Raw genomic sequence first — 18,600 nt, 5'->3', positions numbered from 1 at the left:
AGATCGGCTATACCCCGGCCGATCGAATCGACGACGTGGCGATCCTCGATCCCTTCGGCGACCGGTTCGGGCGGGTACTCGCCGCGGTCGCGGTCCTCGTGGTCGTCGCCGGGATCGCGACCGCCGGCGCGTTCGCGGCGGACCCCTCCGTGGCGACCCCCGACCCCGTCGCCTACGACGACACCGTCGAACTCGGGCTCTCCTCGGAGACGGACGAGCTGATGGCGGGATCGGCACGGGTTCCCCGCGTCCAGGTCTTCTACTCGCAGCTCCAGTACGTGGTCGGCTACAACGGGATCGAGTCGTTCGTGGCGAGCGTCGACGACGGCCGGACCGAACGCCAGTTCGGCTACCCGCTCGTCGTCCACGTCGAGACGTTCGACGGCGGCAACCCCGGAGTGACGGAGGACGGCCTCCTCGAAGCGGAGCGGTCGACCGACTGGGTCCCCGCCGACGAGGCGGCCTACGTCGTCGGAAGCACGGCCCGGAGCCCCGCTGGCGAGACGGTCGTGCCGTTCTCGGAGCGGACGAACGCCGAGACGTTCGCGGCGGAGCACGGGGGACACGTCCGCGACTGGACGGCCGCCCGGAACCGGTCGTTCGACGTCGACTCCGCGGCGACCGTGCGCTCGATGGCGCCGGCACGGTGGGCGGCGGCCGACCGGCGAGTGGCCGATGCGGAGGCATCCGCGGCCGAGCGCGCCGGCGAGGTGGTCGTCGTCGGCCGGGACGCGCCGACGATCGACGCGACGGTCGCGGCCGCGCCGCCGAACGGGACCGTCGTCGTCCCCTCGGGGACCTACGAGGAGACGGTCACGGTGAACGAGTCGGTCACGATCGCGGGGGACGACGCGCGCGTCCGCGGCGACGGGAACGGCTCGGTGGTCACGGTCCGCGCGCCGAACGTGACCGTCTCCGGACTAACCGTCGACGGGGTCGGCAACGAGACGCGCGATCCCGAGGCCGCACGCGAGTCGGCCGGCGGAGACGCCGAGGAGGGCTGGGACACGAACGTCCAGCTCGGGTACGGCCACGGCGACGCGGGGATCCGCGCTATCGGCGCACCGGGCCTCCTCGTCGACGACGTCACGGTGGAGACGAACGCGAGCGGCGTCCTCCTCCGGGAGGGATCCGACGCGGTGATCCGTGACCTGCGCGTCGACGGCAGCGACGACTGGCGCGACGGCTTCATGGGCGTGATCGGAATGGAATCACGGGTGACGATCACTGAGGGCCGGTTCGAGGGGGGACGCGACGGGGTCTACCTCCACCGCGCCGACGGGTCGACGATCCGGAACTCGACGTTCGTCGGCAACCGGTACGGAACCCACCTCATGTACACCGGGGACGCCCTGATCGCGGACAACCGCTTTCGGGACGCCGAGTTCGGCGGGATAACCGTGATGACCCGTCCGTCCGGGAACGCGATCGTCGGCAACGACGTGCGCGACTCCAGTGCGGGGATCCAGGCGTCCGGCACGCGGTCGTACGTCGGCTACAACACCCTCGCGGACAACCGACTCGGCTTCTCGACCAGCTCCCGCGGCTCGCTGTACGAGCACAACGTCGCCGTCGACAACGAGGTGGGCGCGCACGCGACGACGGTGGTTCCCTCGAGCCGAGTGGTCGCGAACGACTTCGTCGGCAACGACCGCCACGCGAAGGCCGGCGCCGGCGCGCTGCGTATCTGGGCCGACGGCGACCGCGGGAACCACTGGGAGGGCGCGGACGTCGGGCTTCACGAGCCCGGCGAGCGAGCCTACCGGCCGACCGCTCCGGTCGACGCGGTGCTTCACCACGAAACCGCCGCGGCGGTGGTCCGGGAGTCGCCGGGTGCCGTCCTCCTCGACCGGCTCCACGGGACCGTTCCCGGGGCCCGGTCCGGGAGCATCGTCGACCCGTCGCCGGCCCCGGAACCGTACGCCCCCGACCGCGTCGCCGCGGCGAGGGAGCCGGATCCGTCACCGGTCCACCCGGAATGGCGAGTCGAGTCCGGCCTCGCCGGCGACGACTCGACCACCGCATCCACCGACACGATGAACACACACGATCTGAACGCGACGGACGGGACGAACGTGAGGAACGGGATGGAAGCTCGGAGACCGACCGAACGCCCCCGGACGTCGGCCGAACCGGAGGACCGCCGATGAGCGACGATCGGATCGCCGAACTGTCCGGCGTCACGCGGACCTACGGCGGCGTCGCGGTCCTCGAGGACGTCTCGTTCGACGTTCGTCCCGGCGTGACGGCCGTTATCGGGCCGAACGGGTCGGGAAAGTCGACCCTGCTCGGCGTCCTTTCCGGGGCGGTCGAGCCGACCGACGGGCACTCGCGGTACGTCGGACCCGACGCTTCCAGGCCGATCGGCTACCTCCCGCAACGGGTCCCGTTCCGCGAGGAGTTCACCGCGAGTGAGACGCTCGCGTTCTACGTCCGCCTCGCCGCAGTCGACGCCACGAGCCCCGAGGACGTGGCCGACCCCGAGGAGGCGCTCGAGCGGGTCGGTCTCGCGGACGCGGCCGACAGACGAGTCGGGGCGCTCTCCGGCGGGATGCGTCGGCTGCTCGGGATCGCACAGGCCACCGTCGGCGACCCTCCCCTCGTCGTGCTCGACGAGCCGGCGAGCGGGCTCGATCCGGGAACGCGCGAACGGGCGTTCCGGACCGCGGCCGACGCGTCCGGAACCGACACCGCCGTCGTCGTGAGTTCGCACGACCTCGAACTCGTGGACGAGCACGCGGACCGCGTCGTACTCCTCGACCGGGGTCGGGTCGTCGCGGCGGGTCCCCTGGATCGACTGTGTTCGGAACGCGGCGTCGACGACGTCTCCGGCCTCTATCGGGCGATCGTCGCCGGCGACGCGGCCGAAGATGACGGCGGGGACGGCCGAGACGGCGGGGAACCGACCGCGGTTCACGTAACGGGGGTCTCGGAGTGATGGACGCGGTCGGAGGGACGGGTCGTCCCGGAGTGATGGGCGGTCTCGGAGCGGTTCGAGGTCGCGTCCTCGTCGTCGCCACGGTGTTCCGTCGCGAACTTGCGACCGTTCTCCGAACGCCGGGGTACGGGGCCCTGGCGGTCGGACTCCTCGCCGTCCTCGGGGGAGTCGTCGCCGTCGGAGGCGGCGCGGCGACCGGATTCGTGCCCACGGTCGTCGATCTGCTTCTCGTGACGGAGGTCGTGGTCCCGCTCGTCGCGTTCGTGATCGGATACCGTGCGCTACTCACCGACGCCGAAACCGGCGAGCTCGCGGTGATCCGGACGTATCCCGTGAGCGTCGCCGGCTACGTCGTCGGGATCGTTCTCGCGCGCGGCCTCGCGTTCCTGGCGATCGTCGTCGTCCCGTACGCGACGATCGGCGTCGCCGTCTGGGCCACGGCCGCCCCCGACACGACGATCTTCGCGACGCACTCCGGGATCGACTCGCCGCTCCTGTACCTCCGGTTCCTCGGCCTGCTCGTCCCGTTCGGCGCGGCGTACCTCTCGCTCGCGACCGCCGTCTCGGCGGTCGCTTCGAGCCGGCGCGGCGCGGTCGCGGTCGGCGTCCTCGTGCTCGTCGTCGCCGTTCTCGGCGGCGATCTCGCGATCCTGCGGTCGCTTGCGACCGGCACCGCTCCCTCGACGGTCCCCGGACTGCTCCCGCTCACTCCAAACGGCGCGTTCCGCGGGCTCGTCTTCGAGGGGGTGGTCGGGGTGGCGTTCGCGCCGGAGGGCGGCTTCGTCGACGTCGGCCGGGCGGTCGGGTCGCTCCTCGTCTGGACCCTCGGCGGCGTCGCCGTCTCGTCAGCGACGCTGGCGTACGGCGACCGGCTGGAGGTCCTCCTCGAGGGCGCTCGGGCACGGACTGCCGAGTGAGTCGATCCACCCCGACGCGCTCGACGCCCTTGACGAGATCGGTCAGTCCGGCGCGCTCGAGAACGATCCGGGCGCGTACGCGTACACCGCGTAGAGCACGGTTGCCGCGATCAGGAAGTCGAGACTGTGAGCGAGGAAGTGGTGGATCGGCATCGGCACGTAACCGAGGACGGTTCCCGCGCCGACGACCGAGCGCGCCAGTAGCGCCCCCACGGCGACGCTTATCAGCAGGTGTCGCCCGGTTCGGCGGCGGCCGTACGCGACCAGGCTCACGAGGAAGAGGAGCCCCGTCCCGATCCCCGCCACGACGACGACGGCCAGTATCGGGAGCGAGCCCTCGACGCCCCACGCGGCGGTCAAGGGGGACGCGGTCGAGGGGGACGCGGTCGAGGGGGACGCGGTCGGCGGAACCATGTGTTCACGGTTGGGCGCGATCGGTTATAAAAAGCGAGGAGGTGACGGCTCGAGCTCGACCCCACGGCGACGGTCGGTCCCTCACAACTCGAGAACGTCGCCGCGCTCGGCGACGCGAAACCCCGCCGACTCCAGCTCCTCGCGTGCGTCCGATGCCGGATCACAGAGCGGATTCGTGTGGTTCAGGTGGGTGAACAGGACCTCGGTGTCGGCGTCGTCGAGGACCCGCATCGAGGACCGGACCGTCGGATGCGGGACGTCCTCGATGCGATCGATCTCGGTTCGACTCCAGAAGGTCCCGTCGACGAGGGCGACGTCGACGTCCCGAACGAGCGACTCGGCGCGCGGGGTCAACGCGTCGACGTCGCTCATGTACAGGAGCGACCGGTCCGGGCCGTCGATGCGATACGCCAGCGTTCCGGTCGGGAGCGATTCGCGGTGGTCGACGCGGATCGAGGTGACCGTGGTCGTCTCGAGGGAGATCGCGGAGCCGTCGGCGACCGAACGCAGGTCGACGTTCCGATCCGAAACGAGCGAGCGCAACGGGTCGTTGTCCCCGATCACGTCCCCGAGTCCGGGCGTGGCGTACGTCGGCAGTTCGTCCGTGTCGGCCGACTCGCGTCCGAAGTATAGGAGTCCGGTCAGATGTCCGAGATGGGCGTGGGTCAGGAACGCTCCGTCGGGGATCTCGGGTATCTGAAGGCGAACGTCGGGCGTCGCGTCGAACAGATACCGGCCGGCGTCCTCGAGCAGGACGGCGCTCGCGTAACGCGTCGGGCGAGTGCCTTCGCGTGCGGCCTCACAGTTCTCACACCGGCACCCGAGGTGGGGAACGCCGGCGTCCTGAGCGGTTCCGAGGATCTCGACGGTGCTCACGGTTCCGGTGTGCGAGCCGTCGGCGTATCAATGTGATGGCGGCGCCGCCGCGGCGGGGTAGTTCCCTCCGTTGAACGTGATCGGCATCCCGTTTCGGGTCCGGACCGTGTCCAGAATCCAGTGTCCCATATTGTCTGCTACCCAACAATTATCGCGCTCGGACCGCTTGAACCGGACATGTTCCGTCGTGATGCGCTCCGGGTAGGGGCAGGAGCAGCGATCGGCGTCGCCGGCATCGCCGGTTGTCTCGGGCGGAGCGAGAGTCCGAACTTCGCCGAGGGGTTCGAAGGGGGCCTCGGCGAATGGGGGCCCGAGGCGACCATCGGCCCGGAGGTCGATATTGCGGACTTCGAATGGGAGGTCGACGTCTCCGGGACGGAAGCGGCCGAAGGGGAACGGTCGCTCCGGGTGTGGAACGAGGGCGATCACGACGACGGGGTGACGTGGGTCTCCCATCCGATCTCGGTCGAGTCCGGACGGGCGTACGGGATCGAGGCCACGGGCCGGTTCTGGAGCGAATCGGAATCGTTCAACACGATCCGTCACGCGGTGATGCGACTCGGCCCCGAACCCGCCGAGGTCGAGGACGACTTCCCACAGCTCGGCGTCAACTCCACCGAGTTCGGAGAGACGCCCATCGGCGGGCTGCGCGAGCCGCTGTGGCTCGCCGACGGCTGGCGGGAGTACTCCTTCGAGTGGACGACGCCGGAACTGTCGACCGACACGCTCCACTTCGCGGTCGGAACCGCGGTCATCTGGGAGGCAGACGCCACGCACTACGTCGACGACCTGACGGTTACCGTCGAACCACGGTGAGCGCCGACACTCTCGGAGGCCACCGACGGTAGGGCCTCTCGTTACGTGGACGCCGATCGCGTGTTCACCGACGGGACGACACGCAGGCCCGAGCAATTAATTATTGGACGTGAGACACGACCGTATGGCATCGATCGGCGACAGTGACGCGGAGATGGTGCTCGCCGAGCTCGAACTGACGCGGGGGCTCACGGTCCAGATGGCGGCGCTGAGTACGTTGGGCGTCTTCGTCGCCGCGGCCGCGCTCGGCGGTCTCTTCCAAGTCGTCACCGGTCAGCCGGCCACGTTCCGGTTCGCGCCCGGCGTCGCTTGGTGGACGACCGCCCTGGACGGCCTCGTCATCCTCCTGTTAGTGACCGTGATCCTCGTCCCCCACGAGTGGCTCCACGGCCTCGCCATTCGGTATTACGGCGGCGAACCGAAGTACGGAGTCGGTGTCGCCCACTTCATCCTCCCGTACGCGTACGCCACGACCAACCACGAGTTCACCCGCGACCAGTTCGTCGTCGTGCTCGTGACGCCGCTGGTCGTGATGACCGGCGTCGGCGTGCCAGTAATGTTAGCCTTCGAGTGGGGCTGGCTGGTCATCCCGCTGGCTGCGAACGCCGCAGGGGCGATCGCCGACCTCTGGATGACGATGACGCTGCTCGCGTTCCCTGCGGACGTCCGTATCGAGGACCATCGGAACGGCGTCCGGATCGTGGGTCGGGAGAGCGACCGCCGTGGGACGCTCTCGATGACCGCCGTCGTCTGGGACGCGCTCGCTGGGGCGGCCGTCGCCGCGATCGGCGTGTTCGTCGTACTGGCGGTCGGCGGCCCGCTCGTCCTTGACGTCCTCGCGGTTGACTCCCTCACGATCGGGACGCCGGACACGCTCGGCTTCCTGTTCTCGTTCTCGTCGACGCCGGACGAGATCTCGATGAGCGTTGGTCCCGGCGTGCTCGGCATTGGTGCGGCCGTCGGATCGCTCTACGCGTTTCTCCGGAGCTACCGACGTGCTCGTTCTCGATCGGACGAGAAGCGAGCGGGAAGGGAATGAGCGGTTCGAGGGATGGACGGTGCGTCCCTCCAACGAGAGCGTCATCGATCGTCGGCGGTTTCGTTCGGGTAGGACGTGGGTTCAAGTGTCACTTCCGGGAATACACAGTATGAACCGTCGTCGTTTCCTCGCCGTCGCGGGCGCTACGTCGTTAGCCGGTTGTACGGGATCCTTCGGTCCCGAAGAGAGCAGCCGTCTCGATCTCACCGTTCGAAACGACCTACGAGGACGGATCCGATCGGATCGACGGCGGAGTGGCTCGTGCCTTCGAGGTGATCGGCGGCCAGGAGGGACGTCATGAAGTGACCGTCTCCGGTGACGGTTTTCGCGGACAGCTCGCGTGGAACGCCGCCACGTGCCGGCTGTTCGACGGACGGGTCGGGGTGACCGACGACCTCGTCGAGGTGGCCGGCGAGTGTGTCGATCAACGGTAGGCGCATCGGGAGTGTGAACGGGACGGCGTCTCAGGCGTCCTCGTCGCCCTGCGCCGCCTCGACGCGGTCCGCCGCCGACTCCAGCGCCTCGGCGAGCGTCCGTGCCTGCGCCGGCGAGAGCTCGATCTCGTCGGCGTGCGCCGGGATCGGGATCGCGGTGTCGTCGAGTTCGACCTGGAGATCGACGTGGTCCGGGTCCTCTCGTGAGGTGGTGACGTTCACCACGCTAGGCGCGTCCGCCTCGAAGTCGTGTCCCCTCGCCCGGGCGTCGACGAGGTCCAGTGTCGTGTACGCGTTCACGCGCAGCAGCCGGTCGCTCACGTCCCTCCCTCCGTGGTCGGGGCCCGCATCTCAGTCGTCCGCCGGCGCGGGCGGGGCGTCGTCCAACCCGTCGTCCTCGGCGTACGGGTACCAGGTACGCTTCGTGTTGTGCATCATCGGGTCCTCGTAGTCGGTCTCCTCGGGGTCGACGAACGCGTCGAGTTCCTCGTCGTCGTGGCGCGCGACGAACGCGCGGAACGACTCGCCCTCCTCGCGCTCGGCGGCGAAGCTCCCGATCAGGTTCGCGATCGCCCCCGGGATCTCGTCGGCCGGCACGCGCTGGGTGACCCAGCGGGCGAACCCCGGATCGTCGCCGAGGCCGCCGCCGAGCCCCACGTCGAGCGCCTCCACCGGCTCCCCGTCCTTCCGCGTCTTCATGCCCCGGAGGCTCACGTCCGCGATCTGCGGCTGTGCACAGGAGGCGGTACAGCCGGAGAGGTGGATATGGAACTCCTCGACGCCCTCGGGAAGCTCGACGTTCTCCTTCAGCCACCGGGCGAACCGCACCTGCCGGTTCTTGGTCTCGACGATGGAGAGCGAGCAGAACTCGGTGCCCGTACACGCGACGGACCCGCGCATGAACGGCGACGGGTCCGGCGAGTAGTGCTCCAAGAGGGGCTCGGCGAGGAAGTCGTCGAGCACGTCGTCGGGCACGTCGGTGACGATGACGTTCTGCCGCTGGGAGAGCCGCACCTCGCCGGAGCCGTACTCGTCGGCGAGGTCGGCGAGGTCGAGCACGTCGGCCGCGCCCATCCGGCCGACGAGCACGTTCAGGCCGACGAAGTTGGTCCCGTCCTTCTGGTCGTGGACGCCGACGAGGTCGTTGCGCTCGCCCTCGCCGGTGTTGTAGGTGTACTCCTCGCGGACGTCGCGGCCGGCGGTCTCGAGTTCGAAGTCGACGTACTCGGCCTGGAGCGTCTCGCGGACCTGCTCGGGCCCCCACTCGTCGACGAGGAACTTGATCCGGGCGTTGTAGCGGTCCTCGCGGTCGCCGTTGTCGCGGAACAGCGCGGAGAGGCCGCCGGCGACGTCGGAGACCCGCTCCGGGGGGACCCAGACGTCGATGTCACGGGCGAAGCGCGGCTCGTTGCGCGCGAGCCCGCCGCCGACCCGGACGTTGAAGCCGACGACGTCCTCACCCTCGACCTCCTTGTACGCGGGCTCGAACGCGAGGTCGTTGATGTCGCCCTGCCCGGAGCCGTCCGCGGAGCCGGTCACGGACACCTTCCACTTCCGCGGGAGGTTCGAGTGGTCGTCGTCGCCCTTGAACGTCTCGTTGAGCTCGCGGATGACGGGCCAGGCGTCGATCACCTCCTGGCCGTCCTTGCCCGCGACGGGGTTCCCGACGATGTTCCGCCAGGAGTCGCCACACGCCTGCTGGGTGGAGAGCCCGTTCGCCTCCAGCTTCTCGAAGATCGCGGGGACGTCCGACAGCTCGATCCAGTGGAGCTGGATCGACTGGCGGGTGGTGAAGTCGGCGTAGGCGTCGCCGAAGATCGGGTTCGTCCCCGGGCCGCGGGCGTACTCGTCGGCGATCTCGCCGACGACGCGGAGCTGTCCCGGCTCCAGGACGCCGTTCGGCGTCCCGATCCGCATCATGAAGTAGCCCTCCTGGCCGTTCCGCTGGTGGTACAGTCCCCACCACTTGAACCGCTCGAACCAGGCGTCCCGCTCGTCGTCCGGGATCGAGTCGAACCCCTCCTCGGCGAACCTGAAGAGGTGGTCTCGGATCTCGTTCCCGTAGACCTCGGACTTCCAGTTTTCGACGTCCGTTGGCATCGTGTCCCGATACACGCCCTCCGACCACATAGGGGACCCCGTGGAGTCAACGTTGCCCGGTGCCCCCTCGAACGGGTAACTTCTGCCGGTTTATTCGCGTCGCTCCCGACGAACGCAGGAACGGTCGAGTTCGACGAACTCGTCGGCCCGAACCCGGCCGACCGGGAGCCACCCCGTGATCCCGCTAGCGCCGCATTCGATACACTGGCCGTAGACGCGGACCTCGACCCGGGACCCGTCGACGCCGACCTCCTGGAAGTTCTCGACGACGAGATCGGCCAGATCACAGCCGCAGAAATCGGGCGCGTCGAGCCGCCAGAGTTCGCTCACGCGGACCTCGCGGTGGTCGTCGACCGATATCCATGCGCCGTCGTCGAGCACGCGCAGACGGGTCGTCACGCTCCCCGGTTGGGCGGCCACGACCCAATGGGTGACGCCCCCCGCAAACCGCGTCGGCTCCGGGGACGCCCCGATCCGCGACGATCGCCAGACTGAGGCCGGATCGAGGGCCGAAGGCGCGTCACTGGTACCGGAGGTCGGTTCCGGTACCCGGGAGTAGTGGTTCGATTTACTCGTGTGGCGTCCCTTATGATCGGCGCGACGGTAGGACGCGTCGATGACCGAGACGACACCCGAAACCGCGATCGATCGCCGCGGCGGCGGAGACGACGACCGACCGCATCGCCAGCACGCGTCCGCCGACGTCGCGCCCGAACTGTTCGAGTCCGTCCGGGGTCGGGAACCGACCCGGAGTCACGAACCGGTCCGGGACCGCGAACCGATCCGGAGCCAGCCATGACGGGAACGAGCGAGTCGCGATCGTTGGTCGCCGAGGACGACCGAGAGAACGAGTCGACCGCGGAGGGAACCGACTACGAGAACGGGGAGACCGATCCCAGGCCGAGCGAAGCTCCGACGGAGGAGTCCGACCATCTCGAGGACCTGAAGGACGGTGCCGGCTGTACGGAGATCTGGGAACACCTCTCCGAGAACCGCGACGGATGACGCCGCGGCGATCGAAACGGGACGAGGGGGGCGGTCGGGACGCCGATCCTCTCCCGATGTCGTCTACGAGAGGTGCGCGGCGATGTCGGCCTCGGTGATGATCCCGACGGTCTCGCCGCCGTCGGTCACCATCACCGCCTTGTAGTGGTCGAGCAGGTTCCGGATCTCGTCGACGGTTGCGGTCGGCGCGACGGTGGGGAACGACTCGCTCATCACCTCGCTGACCGGGTGGTCCCCGACGTTCTCGCCCGCGTGGACCACGTCTCCCTGGCTGATCGAGCCGACGGGGACGCCGTTCTGGAGGACCGGTAGCTGGGAGTACGCCTCCCGCTCCATCAGCTCGACCGCGTCGCTCACGGCGTCGTCGGGGGCGACGCTGATCACGGTCTCGTTCATGAGGTCGGTCGCGCGCACCACCTCCCCTTCGGCCTCCTGGAGGGCGTTCACGATCCGTCGCAGCGTCGAGAGCCGCGGGTCGACGTCGCCGCCCTCGATGCGGGCGATGAGCGGCTGTGAGACGCCCGCGGCGTCCGCGAGCGCGCTCTGGGTCAGCTCGAGCGACGTCCGTCGTTCGCGCAGGTCCTGTGGCGTCGGAAGCTCCATACGTCTAATAACCTCTGGTTATTAGAAAAGGTTTCGGCCCTTCGGTCGTTCAGCGCTCGTCGCCGTCCGTCTCCTCGTCGTCGGCCTCGGTCTCCATCACGTCGATGACCTCGAGCGGGACGTCCCGGAGCGCGCCGCCGACCTCGCTCTTCGCGATCCGCTCCGCGTGCTCCTCGCTGTCGGCGTTGAAGACGTCGATCTCCAGGAGGAGCCCGACGAGCGCCGTGTTCGCCGCGAGGAAGGCCGCGTCGAAGGGCTCCCCGCAGGCGGGACAGCCGGTGACGCCGGGTTCGACCTCGACGTACTGCTTGTCCGTCTCGTTGAGTCGCTTTCCTGCCTCGCTGACCGCGACGCCGATGGCGTCGTCGGTCTCCTCGACGTCACGAACCAACCAGGCCGCTTCCATCGCGACCGCGTAGTTGCTCATATCCGTTCGAGGGGCCGCAGGGTTTCGTCTCTTGTGGTTCGTCGGCCACGAGAGTCGGTCGGGAAGCGAGGCCTACAGCCGGTCGACGATCGCCGCGGTGACCTCCTCGGTCGTCGCGTCGCCGCCGAGGTCGCCCGTCCGCGGGCCGTCGGACAACACCGACTCGACTGCGGTCCGGACGCGCCCGCCCTCCTCGACGTGGCCGAGGTGCTCGAGAAGCATGGCCGCGGAGAGGACCGCGGCCGTCGGGTTCGCGATCCCCTCGCCGGCGATGTCGGGCGCGGTCCCGTGGACCGGCTCGAACAGGCCGTTCTCGTGGCCGACGTTCGCCGAGGGGAGCAGGCCGAGCCCGCCCACGAGTCCGGCGGCCAGGTCGGAGAGCACGTCGCCCGCGAGGTTCGGACAGACGACCACGCCGTACTGCGAGGGGTCCAGCGGGAGCTTCGTCGCGAACGCGTCCATCAGCTCCTCGTCCGCGTCGACGCCGCGCTCCTCGGCGACGGCGAGCACCTCCCGCCGGAAGCGTCCGTCCGTCTCGCGCATCACGTTCGACTTGTGCGCGACCGTGAACCCGTCGCGGCCGTCGGGGCCGCGGCCGTCCCCGACGAACTCGCAGGCGTACTCGGCGAGCTCGCGGGAGGCCGAGGCGGTGACGACGCGCGTCAGCGTGGAGAGGTCCTCGCTGAGCCGGTCCTCGTGGCCGGCGTAGACGCCCTCGGTGTTCTCACGGAGGAACACCACGTCCGTCTCCGGCCGCAGCGCGTCGACGCCGGGGTACGCCTTCGCGGGCCGGACGTTCACGAACGAGTCGACCGCGTCCCGTAACGGGAGGATGACGTCGGCGGCGGTCTCGCCGGCCGCACCGAACAGCGTCGCGTCGGCGTCCGCCACCGTTTCGTACGTCTCCGTCGGGAGCGCCTCGCCCGTCGCCTCCTTCACCGCGTCGCCGGCCTCGGCCTCGACGAACTCGAAGTCGATGTCGAACGCCTCGAGGACCTCCACGGCCGCGGGAACGACCTCCCGGCCGATACCGTCGCCCTCGATGACGACGACCTCGTCGGCCATTCAGTCGTCCCCCGCGGCGCCCTCGGCGGCGTCGTCGGCCGGCACGTGTTCGTCGGGAACGTACGGCAGCGAGCGCGCCGTCGCCTTCACCGCGTCGCCGTTCGCGCCCATCAGCGCGGTCGTGTCCCAGACGCCCTCGACGAGCGCCTTCCGCTGGGCCTCGCTGACGTCGGCGTCTATCGTCTCGTCGCCGTAGGTCACCGTCTCGGCCTCGACGTCGATGTCGATCTCGGCGTCGGGGTTCTCCTCGACGAAGTCCTGTAACGCCTCGATGGACTCGGTGCCGGCGGTGACCGTCGGGATCCCCAGCGCGAGGCAGTTGCCCGCGAAGATCTCCGCGAACGACTCGCCGACGACCGCGTCGATCCCCCAGCGCATCAGCGCCTGCGGGGCGTGTTCACGCGAGGACCCACAGCCGAAGTTGGCGTTGGCCACGAGGACGTTCGCCCCCTTGTACTTCTGCTCGTTGAACGGGTGGTCCTTCTCGTTGTCCTCGTCGTCGAACCGCTGGTCGAAGAAGGCGAACTGTCCGAGCCCGTCGAAGGTGACGACCTTCATGAACCGCGCCGGAATGATCTGGTCCGTGTCGATGTCGTTCCCGCGGACCGGGATCCCGGTTCCGGACACCTCCGTCACCCGCTCCGCCGGCGCCTCGCCGTCCGCGAAGCCGTCGTGGTCGACGTCGGCGTCGCTCACGCGACGGTCACCTCCTTCAGTTCACGGACGTCGGTGACCTCCCCGGTCACCGCCGCGGCCGCGACCATGATCGGACTCATCAGCACGGTCCGCCCGTCCTTCGACCCCTGGCGGCCGACGAAGTTCCGGTTCGAGGAGGAGGCGCTCGCCTCGTCGCCCTGGAGCTGGTCGTCGTTCATCCCGAGGCACATCGAGCAACCGGGGTCACGCCAGTCGAACCCGGCGTCCGTGAACACCTCGTCGAGCCCCTCGGCCTCCGCGGCCCGTTGGACGCGCTGGCTACCGGGGACGACCATCGCTCGGACGTCGTCGTCGACCTCTCGGCCCTTGACGAAGGCCGCGGCCTCCCGCAGGTCCTTCAGACGGGCGTTCGTACACGACCCGAGGAAGGCGACGTCGATCTCGTACCCCTCCATCGTGTCGCCGGGCTCGACGCGCATGTGCTCCTGTGCTCTACGCGCGGTGTCCGCCTTGTCGGCGGGCAGGTCGTCGGGATGCGGGATCGCCTCGGTGATGCCGATCCCCTGGCCGGGCGTGGTGCCCCAGGTGACGACCGGCTCGATCTCGGAGCCGTCGATCGTGACGACGTCGTCGTACTCGGCGTCGTTGTCGGAGGCGATGGACTCCCAGTAGGGCTTCAGTTCCTCGAACTTCTCGGGGTCGTCGGCGAAGGCGTCCGTCCCCTTCAGCCACTCGTAGGTCGTCTCGTCCGGGTTGACGTAGCCCGCGCGCGCGCCGCCCTCGATGGACATGTTACAGATGGACATCCGACCCTCCATGCCGAGGTTCTCGATCGCCTCGCCGGCGTACTCGTACACGTAGCCGACGCCCCCGTCGGTGCCGAGCTTCCGGATGATCGTGAGGATCACGTCCTTCGCGGTGACGCCCTCGCCGAGCTCGCCCGTGACCTCGATCTTCCGGACCTTCTGTTTCTCCATGGCGACGCAGCCGGTCGCCAGCACGTCGCGGATCTGGGAGGTGCCGATCCCGAACGCCAACGCGCCGAACGCGCCGTGCGTCGAGGTGTGTGAATCGCCACAGACGATCGTCATGCCGGGCTGGGTGAGCCCCTGCTCCGGACCGATGACGTGGACGATACCCTGGTTGCCGGAGTCGGGATCGGAGAAATCGATCCCGGACCCCCGGACGTTCTCCTCGAGTTCCGCCATCATGTTCTCCGCGGCCTCGTCCGCGTACGGTCGGTCGCGGTTCCCGGTCGGGACGATGTGATCCACCGTCGCGTGCGTCCGCTTCGGGAAGGCGACCTCGCGGCCGCGCTCCTGCAGCATGCCGAACGCCTGCGGACTCGTCACCTCGTGAACGAGGTGGAGCCCGACGAACAGCTGGTCCTGGCCGGTGGGCAGCTCCGTCACCTTGTGACGGTCCCAGACCTTGTCGTACAGCGTCCCCTCTCCCATCAGGCCTTCACCTCGGCCGACTCCTCTTCGTCCTCCTCCTCCTGCCAGGCGAACAGCCCGCGGAGCTCCTCGCCGACCTCCTCGATCTCGTGGTTCTTCTCGGCGGTCCGCAGCTGGGTGTACGACGGCCGACCCGCCTGGTTCTCCGCGATCCACTCGCGGGCGAACTGGCCGTTCTGGACCTTCTCGAGGATCTCCTCCATGTTCTCGCGGGCGTGTTCGTCGACGACGACGTCACCCTGCGTGAGCCCGCCGTACTCGGCGGTGTCGGAGACCGAGTCCCACATGCCGCCGAGCCCGTCCTCGTACATCAGGTCGACGATGAGCTTCAGCTCGTTGAGACACTCGAAGTACGCCATCTCGGGGGAGTAGCCGGCGTCGACGAGCGTCTCGTACCCCTGCTTCACGAGCGAGGTGACGCCGCCGCACAGCACCGCCTGCTCGCCGAACAGGTCCGTCTCCGTCTCCTCGCGGAAGGACGTCTCGACGACGCCGGCACGGGTACAGCCGATGGCGGCCGCGTACGCGAGCCCCTCGTCGTGCGCCTCGCCGGTGGCGTCCTGATAGACCGCCAGCAGGCCGGGCGTCCCCTGGTCGTTCTCGTAGTTCCGACGCACGAGGTGGCCCGGCGACTTCGGCGCGACCATCGTCACGTCGACGTCCTCGGGCGGCTGGATCTGGTTGTAGTGGATGTTGAACCCGTGCGCGAACTGGAGCGTGTCTCCGGCCTCCAGGTTCGGCTCGATCGCGTTCTCGTAGACGTCCGGCTGGACCGTGTCGGGGACGAGCACGCTCACGACGTCCGCCTCCGCGACCGCGTCCGCGGGGGTCGCCACGCGGAGCCCGTCGCCCTCCGCGGCCTCGCGGGAGGAACTGCCCTCGCGGAGGCCGACGACCACGTCGACCCCGCTGTCCGCGAGGTTCTGTGCGTGGGCGTGGCCCTGCGAACCGTAGCCGAGCACGGCGACCGTCTTGTGGGCGATCGCCTCGCTGTCGGCGTCGTCGTCGTAGTATACTGTCGAATCGAACGTCTGAGTGTCGTCTTCCGTCATTGTAGGTTACTGGGTGTTGGGTGTGGTCGGTTCGCCGGCCGTTCCGGGTTTCTCTCCTGGCGCGGTGGGGATGTTCCCCCGCGCGAGCGCGGTCTGACCGGTCCGGGCGATCTCGATGATCCCGAACTGGTCGAACGCATCGATCGCGTCGTCGATCTTCGACTCGTCGCCGGTGAGCTGCACGGTGATCGTTTCCGGCCCGGCGTCGAGCGCCTCGCCGTCGTACATCTCCGCGATCGCGTGGACTTTGTCCGGCTCCTCGCCGTGAACCTTCAGCAGGACGAGTTCGGACGTGACGGCGCTCCCGGAGACTTCGCCCACGGAGATAACGGGCTTCAGCTTCGCCATCTGTTTTTCGATCTGGTCGATCCCCGGATCGGTCTCCTCGACCACCATCGTGATCCGCGAGTGACCCTCGACCGTCGTCGGGCCGACGGTCAGGCTCTCGATGTTGAACTGTCGCCGGGAGACGAGCCCGGAGACGCGCGCGAGCACGCCCGGCTCGTCCTCGACCAGCGCGGAGATGACCGCGCGTCGCGAGTCGTGTTCCGCCTCCACGACGGGGTCGATCCGGTGGCCCTCCAGGTTCCGTCGCCCCTCCGGCTGCGGGCGCTCGTCCGGGGCCGGTCCCGGCATGCCGGCCGCGTCCTCGCCGCTCATAGCTGGTCCTCCGCGAGCGCGAACCGGCCGTTCGCTCCGCCGCTCGGCACCATCGGCAGCACGTTCTCCTCGGGGTCGACGTGGAAGTCGATCACGGCGGGACCGTCGTACGCGAGCGCCTCCTCGACCGCCGGGGCGACCTCGTCGTAGCCGTCGACGCGGATCCCGAGCGCGCCGAACGCCTCGGCGAGCTTGTCGAACTCGGGCATCCAGTTGTAGTCGGACGCCATGTGTCGTCCCTCGAAGAACGCGTCCTGCCACTGGCGGACCATCCCGATGTACTCGTTGTTGAGCACCGCGATGGTGATGTCGAGGTCCTCACGGACCGCGACCGACAGCTCCTGCATCGTCATCAGGAAGGAGCCGTCGCCGTCGAAACAGACCACGTCGCGGTCGGGCTCGCCCATCGCGTCGGCGGCGACGCGCGCGCCGACCGCGGCCGGAACGCCGTATCCCATCGTGCCCAGTCCGTGCGAGGAGACCCACGTCCGGGGCTCCGTGTACGTCCAGAACTGGGAGGCCCACATCTGGTGTTGGCCGACGCCCGTCGTGACGATGGTGTCGTCGTCGGTCGCCTCGTCGAACGCCTCGACGACGAACTGCGGTTTGAGCGGCTCGTCGTCGGGCGTCGCGTACGTCATCGGGTACGTCTCCTTCCACTCTTGACACCGCTCGCGCCACTCGTCCGCGTCGGGCGCGCGGTGAATCGCCTCGTGGAGCTGTTCGAGGACGGTCCCGGCGTCGCCGATGAGCGGATAGTCGGCGTACACGTTCTTCGAGATCTCCGCCGGGTCGATGTCGACGTGGACGACCTCGGCCTCCGGCGCGAACGTGTCGATCCCGCCGGTCAGCCGGTCGTCGAACCGGGTCCCGACCGCGATGAGACAGTCGGTGTGCGTGATCGCCATGTTGGCGTAGCCGGTTCCGTGCATGCCCGCCCACGACAGCGACAGCTCGTCGTCCTCCGGGAACGACCCGATCCCGGGCATGGTCGTCGTCACGGGGATCCCGTAGGCGCGCGCGAACTCCCGTGCGGCCTCGCTCGCCTCCCCCTTGATCACGCCGCCGCCGAACAGACACAGCGGCCGGTCGGCGTCCTCGATCGCACGGGCGGCCGCCTCGACCGCGTCCTGGCGGGCGCGCGGATCGGGGTCGGTCCCGGCGGGTGCCTCGGCCTCCCCCGGCGCCTCCTCGGTGTCGCTGAGGGTGACGTCCTTGGGGAGGTCGACGAGGGTCGGTCCCGGCCGACCGACCCTCGAGAGCTCGAACGCCTCGCCGACCACGTCGCCGACGGCGTCCGCGTCGCCCGCGAAGTAGTTGTGTTTCGTGATCGGGCGGGTGACGCCGACCGTGTCGGTCTCCTGGAACGCGTCGTTGCCGACGAACTCGGTCGGCACTTGGCCGGTCAGCGCCAACATCGCGTCGCTGTCCATGTCGGCGTCGGCGATGCCGGTGACGAGGTTCGTCGCGCCGGGGCCGGACGTGGCCAGACAGAGGCCCGGCTCGCCGGTGACGACGCCGTAGGCGTCGGCCGCGTGCGCGGCTCCCTGCTCGTGCGCCATCGTCAGGTGGCGGATCGACGAGCCGTACAGCGCGTCGTACACCGGCATGATCGCTCCGCCCTGCACGCCGAAGGCGGTCTCCGCGCCGGCGGCCTCGAGGGCGGCGACGACCGACTCCGCGCCGGTCGACACCTCGGTCGGCTCGCCGTCTGGTCGGTTCTCCTCGCCGGCCGGGTCCGCCGCGTCCGGGCCGTCCGCGTCGGCCGGACCTGACGCCGGCTCGGCGTCGGGGTCGTCCTCTCGTTGGTGTGCTGCTGAATCGCTCATCGTGTGTGGTGTGTGGGTGTCTCTCGGATGCGAGCGTCGATCGATCGGGACGCGGGTCGCGCCGTCGGGCCGCCGTCGGTGGTCGGCGGTTCGGGATCGGCGGCGCGCCGGCGTCCGTCGATACGTCGGGTCGGTGAGGAAGTAGTACTGTAGGGGATCAAACCCCTACGATCGCTACGGCGACGGCTCCCGTCCGACCGTCCTCCGCGACCGTGGGACGTGAGCGTCGCATTCGATCCGAACCCACGCGACCCGCCTATAAATTCCTGTCGACGCGAGCGATCGACGTGGCGACCCGTCGGCCCGTACCC

21 protein-coding genes are annotated in these 18,600 nt (G+C 69.4%); 7 read left to right on the top strand and 14 right to left on the bottom strand.

Features of this window, described 5'->3' with window-relative positions; genetic code table 11:
• The first annotated feature begins 35 nt into the window (after nt 1–35).
• Genes EAO78_RS10970 through EAO78_RS10960 form a run of 3 tightly spaced genes read left to right on the top strand, consistent with a single transcriptional unit; the run spans nt 36 to nt 3,855 of the window.
• Nucleotides 36–2,150, top strand: coding sequence for a NosD domain-containing protein (locus tag EAO78_RS10970; protein ID WP_122105873.1), 2,115 nt, complete (start codon nt 36–38; stop codon nt 2,148–2,150).
• A complete protein-coding gene (locus tag EAO78_RS10965; RefSeq protein ID WP_122105872.1) occupies nt 2,147–2,938 on the top strand; it encodes an ABC transporter ATP-binding protein in 792 nt (263 codons plus the stop codon). Before EAO78_RS10970 ends, EAO78_RS10965 begins: the two co-directional genes overlap by 4 nt.
• A gap of 35 nt (nt 2,939–2,973) precedes the next feature.
• Nucleotides 2,974–3,855 carry a copper ABC transporter permease gene (locus EAO78_RS10960; RefSeq protein WP_122105921.1) on the top strand — a complete coding sequence of 294 codons (882 nt, stop codon included), beginning with the start codon at nt 2,974–2,976 and terminating at the stop codon, nt 3,853–3,855.
• Between the two features lie 42 nt (nt 3,856–3,897).
• Here the strand turns inward: EAO78_RS10960 and EAO78_RS10955 are convergent, their stop codons facing one another.
• Together EAO78_RS10955 and EAO78_RS10950 are read right to left on the bottom strand one after the other, a co-directional pair.
• Nucleotides 3,898–4,269: a DUF7471 family protein gene (locus EAO78_RS10955; RefSeq protein WP_122105871.1), complete on the bottom strand. Its 372-nt coding sequence runs from the start codon at nt 4,267–4,269 to the stop codon at nt 3,898–3,900.
• Between the two features lie 81 nt (nt 4,270–4,350).
• Nucleotides 4,351–5,145, bottom strand: coding sequence for an MBL fold metallo-hydrolase (locus tag EAO78_RS10950; RefSeq protein WP_122105870.1), 795 nt, complete (start codon nt 5,143–5,145; stop codon nt 4,351–4,353).
• Nucleotides 5,146–5,322: 177 nt separating this feature from the next.
• Here EAO78_RS10950 and EAO78_RS10945 point away from each other — a divergent pair, with 177 nt between their 5' ends.
• On the top strand, nt 5,323–5,961 hold the full coding sequence (locus EAO78_RS10945) for a hypothetical protein (protein ID WP_122105869.1): 639 nt from the start codon (nt 5,323–5,325) through the stop codon (nt 5,959–5,961).
• 124 nt (nt 5,962–6,085) lie between these two features.
• Entirely contained in the window at nt 6,086–7,000 is a 915-nt protein-coding gene (locus EAO78_RS10940; protein WP_122105868.1) for a DUF3267 domain-containing protein, read from the top strand.
• A 203-nt stretch (nt 7,001–7,203) separates the two neighbouring features.
• Here the strand turns inward: EAO78_RS10940 and EAO78_RS18675 are convergent, their stop codons facing one another.
• The 4 genes from EAO78_RS18675 to EAO78_RS10920 all read right to left on the bottom strand — a co-directional run bounded on the left by EAO78_RS18675 (nt 7,204) and on the right by EAO78_RS10920 (nt 9,933).
• On the bottom strand, nt 7,204–7,440 hold the full coding sequence (locus tag EAO78_RS18675; protein WP_162498067.1) for a hypothetical protein: 237 nt from the start codon (nt 7,438–7,440) through the stop codon (nt 7,204–7,206).
• A gap of 24 nt (nt 7,441–7,464) precedes the next feature.
• Nucleotides 7,465–7,755, bottom strand: a complete 291-nt coding sequence (locus EAO78_RS10930; RefSeq protein ID WP_122105867.1) for a DUF6360 family protein — start codon at nt 7,753–7,755, stop codon at nt 7,465–7,467.
• Nucleotides 7,756–7,785: 30 nt separating this feature from the next.
• The gene (locus tag EAO78_RS10925) at nt 7,786–9,534 is read right to left on the bottom strand and encodes a nitrite/sulfite reductase (protein ID WP_122105920.1); all 1,749 of its coding nucleotides are present in this window, start codon (nt 9,532–9,534) and stop codon (nt 7,786–7,788) included.
• 90 nt (nt 9,535–9,624) lie between these two features.
• A complete protein-coding gene (locus tag EAO78_RS10920; protein ID WP_203227870.1) occupies nt 9,625–9,933 on the bottom strand; it encodes a hypothetical protein in 309 nt (102 codons plus the stop codon).
• Between the two features lie 217 nt (nt 9,934–10,150).
• On the opposite strand from EAO78_RS10920, the gene EAO78_RS10915 reads away from it, so the two are divergent.
• A complete protein-coding gene (locus tag EAO78_RS10915) occupies nt 10,151–10,333 on the top strand; it encodes a hypothetical protein (protein ID WP_122105866.1) in 183 nt (60 codons plus the stop codon).
• Nucleotides 10,330–10,539: a hypothetical protein gene (locus EAO78_RS10910; RefSeq protein ID WP_122105865.1), complete on the top strand. Its 210-nt coding sequence runs from the start codon at nt 10,330–10,332 to the stop codon at nt 10,537–10,539. The genes EAO78_RS10915 and EAO78_RS10910 overlap by 4 nt, the downstream gene beginning before the upstream one ends.
• A gap of 63 nt (nt 10,540–10,602) precedes the next feature.
• Here EAO78_RS10910 and EAO78_RS10905 read toward each other — a convergent pair whose 3' ends face one another.
• From EAO78_RS10905 to ilvB, 8 genes are all read right to left on the bottom strand, one after another.
• Entirely contained in the window at nt 10,603–11,142 is a 540-nt protein-coding gene (locus EAO78_RS10905; protein WP_122105864.1) for a CBS domain-containing protein, read from the bottom strand.
• Nucleotides 11,143–11,191: 49 nt separating this feature from the next.
• Nucleotides 11,192–11,569 carry a DUF555 domain-containing protein gene (locus tag EAO78_RS10900; RefSeq protein ID WP_122105863.1) on the bottom strand — a complete coding sequence of 126 codons (378 nt, stop codon included), beginning with the start codon at nt 11,567–11,569 and terminating at the stop codon, nt 11,192–11,194.
• Between the two features lie 72 nt (nt 11,570–11,641).
• Nucleotides 11,642–12,634, bottom strand: coding sequence for an isocitrate/isopropylmalate family dehydrogenase (locus EAO78_RS10895; protein ID WP_122105862.1), 993 nt, complete (start codon nt 12,632–12,634; stop codon nt 11,642–11,644).
• The gene (gene leuD, locus EAO78_RS10890; RefSeq protein ID WP_122105861.1) at nt 12,635–13,330 is read right to left on the bottom strand and encodes a 3-isopropylmalate dehydratase small subunit; all 696 of its coding nucleotides are present in this window, start codon (nt 13,328–13,330) and stop codon (nt 12,635–12,637) included. It abuts the gene before it with no gap.
• Complete coding sequence (leuC, locus tag EAO78_RS10885) at nt 13,327–14,748, bottom strand: 3-isopropylmalate dehydratase large subunit (protein WP_122105860.1); 1,422 nt, start codon at nt 14,746–14,748, stop codon at nt 13,327–13,329. Before leuC ends, leuD begins: the two co-directional genes overlap by 4 nt.
• Nucleotides 14,748–15,800 carry a ketol-acid reductoisomerase gene (gene ilvC / locus EAO78_RS10880; protein ID WP_122105859.1) on the bottom strand — a complete coding sequence of 351 codons (1,053 nt, stop codon included), beginning with the start codon at nt 15,798–15,800 and terminating at the stop codon, nt 14,748–14,750. The genes leuC and ilvC overlap by 1 nt, the downstream gene beginning before the upstream one ends.
• A 6-nt stretch (nt 15,801–15,806) precedes the next feature.
• The gene (gene ilvN / locus EAO78_RS10875) at nt 15,807–16,460 is read right to left on the bottom strand and encodes an acetolactate synthase small subunit (RefSeq protein WP_122105858.1); all 654 of its coding nucleotides are present in this window, start codon (nt 16,458–16,460) and stop codon (nt 15,807–15,809) included.
• Nucleotides 16,457–18,289: a biosynthetic-type acetolactate synthase large subunit gene (gene ilvB / locus EAO78_RS10870; RefSeq protein ID WP_122105857.1), complete on the bottom strand. Its 1,833-nt coding sequence runs from the start codon at nt 18,287–18,289 to the stop codon at nt 16,457–16,459. Before ilvB ends, ilvN begins: the two co-directional genes overlap by 4 nt.
• Between the last annotated feature and the right edge of the window lie 311 nt (nt 18,290–18,600).

It is taken from the genome of Halobellus captivus (assembly GCF_003697845.1).
In the GTDB taxonomy this organism is placed as follows: domain Archaea; phylum Halobacteriota; class Halobacteria; order Halobacteriales; family Haloferacaceae; genus Halorubrum; species Halorubrum glutamatedens.
Note: the sequence above shows the minus strand (reverse complement) of the source record. Positions and strands in the feature narration are given on the sequence as shown.

Excerpts from the sequence above, each read along its gene's own strand:
- EAO78_RS10965 (WP_122105872.1), top strand. The coding sequence starts at position 2,147 with ATGAGCGACGATCGGATCGCCGAACTGTCCGGCGTCACGCGGACCTAC.
- EAO78_RS10960 (WP_122105921.1), top strand. The coding sequence starts at position 2,974 with ATGGGCGGTCTCGGAGCGGTTCGAGGTCGCGTCCTCGTCGTCGCCACG.
- EAO78_RS10955 (WP_122105871.1), bottom strand. The coding sequence starts at position 4,269 with ATGGTTCCGCCGACCGCGTCCCCCTCGACCGCGTCCCCCTCGACCGCG.
- EAO78_RS10945 (WP_122105869.1), top strand. The coding sequence starts at position 5,323 with ATGTTCCGTCGTGATGCGCTCCGGGTAGGGGCAGGAGCAGCGATCGGC.
- EAO78_RS10940 (WP_122105868.1), top strand. The coding sequence starts at position 6,086 with ATGGCATCGATCGGCGACAGTGACGCGGAGATGGTGCTCGCCGAGCTC.
- EAO78_RS18675 (WP_162498067.1), bottom strand. The coding sequence starts at position 7,440 with ATGCGCCTACCGTTGATCGACACACTCGCCGGCCACCTCGACGAGGTC.
- EAO78_RS10925 (WP_122105920.1), bottom strand. The coding sequence starts at position 9,534 with ATGCCAACGGACGTCGAAAACTGGAAGTCCGAGGTCTACGGGAACGAG.
- EAO78_RS10915 (WP_122105866.1), top strand. The coding sequence starts at position 10,151 with ATGACCGAGACGACACCCGAAACCGCGATCGATCGCCGCGGCGGCGGA.
- EAO78_RS10910 (WP_122105865.1), top strand. The coding sequence starts at position 10,330 with ATGACGGGAACGAGCGAGTCGCGATCGTTGGTCGCCGAGGACGACCGA.
- EAO78_RS10905 (WP_122105864.1), bottom strand. The coding sequence starts at position 11,142 with ATGGAGCTTCCGACGCCACAGGACCTGCGCGAACGACGGACGTCGCTC.
- EAO78_RS10900 (WP_122105863.1), bottom strand. The coding sequence starts at position 11,569 with ATGAGCAACTACGCGGTCGCGATGGAAGCGGCCTGGTTGGTTCGTGAC.
- EAO78_RS10895 (WP_122105862.1), bottom strand. The coding sequence starts at position 12,634 with ATGGCCGACGAGGTCGTCGTCATCGAGGGCGACGGTATCGGCCGGGAG.
- leuC (WP_122105860.1), bottom strand. The coding sequence starts at position 14,748 with ATGGGAGAGGGGACGCTGTACGACAAGGTCTGGGACCGTCACAAGGTG.
- ilvC (WP_122105859.1), bottom strand. The coding sequence starts at position 15,800 with ATGACGGAAGACGACACTCAGACGTTCGATTCGACAGTATACTACGAC.
- ilvN (WP_122105858.1), bottom strand. The coding sequence starts at position 16,460 with ATGAGCGGCGAGGACGCGGCCGGCATGCCGGGACCGGCCCCGGACGAG.
- ilvB (WP_122105857.1), bottom strand. The coding sequence starts at position 18,289 with ATGAGCGATTCAGCAGCACACCAACGAGAGGACGACCCCGACGCCGAG.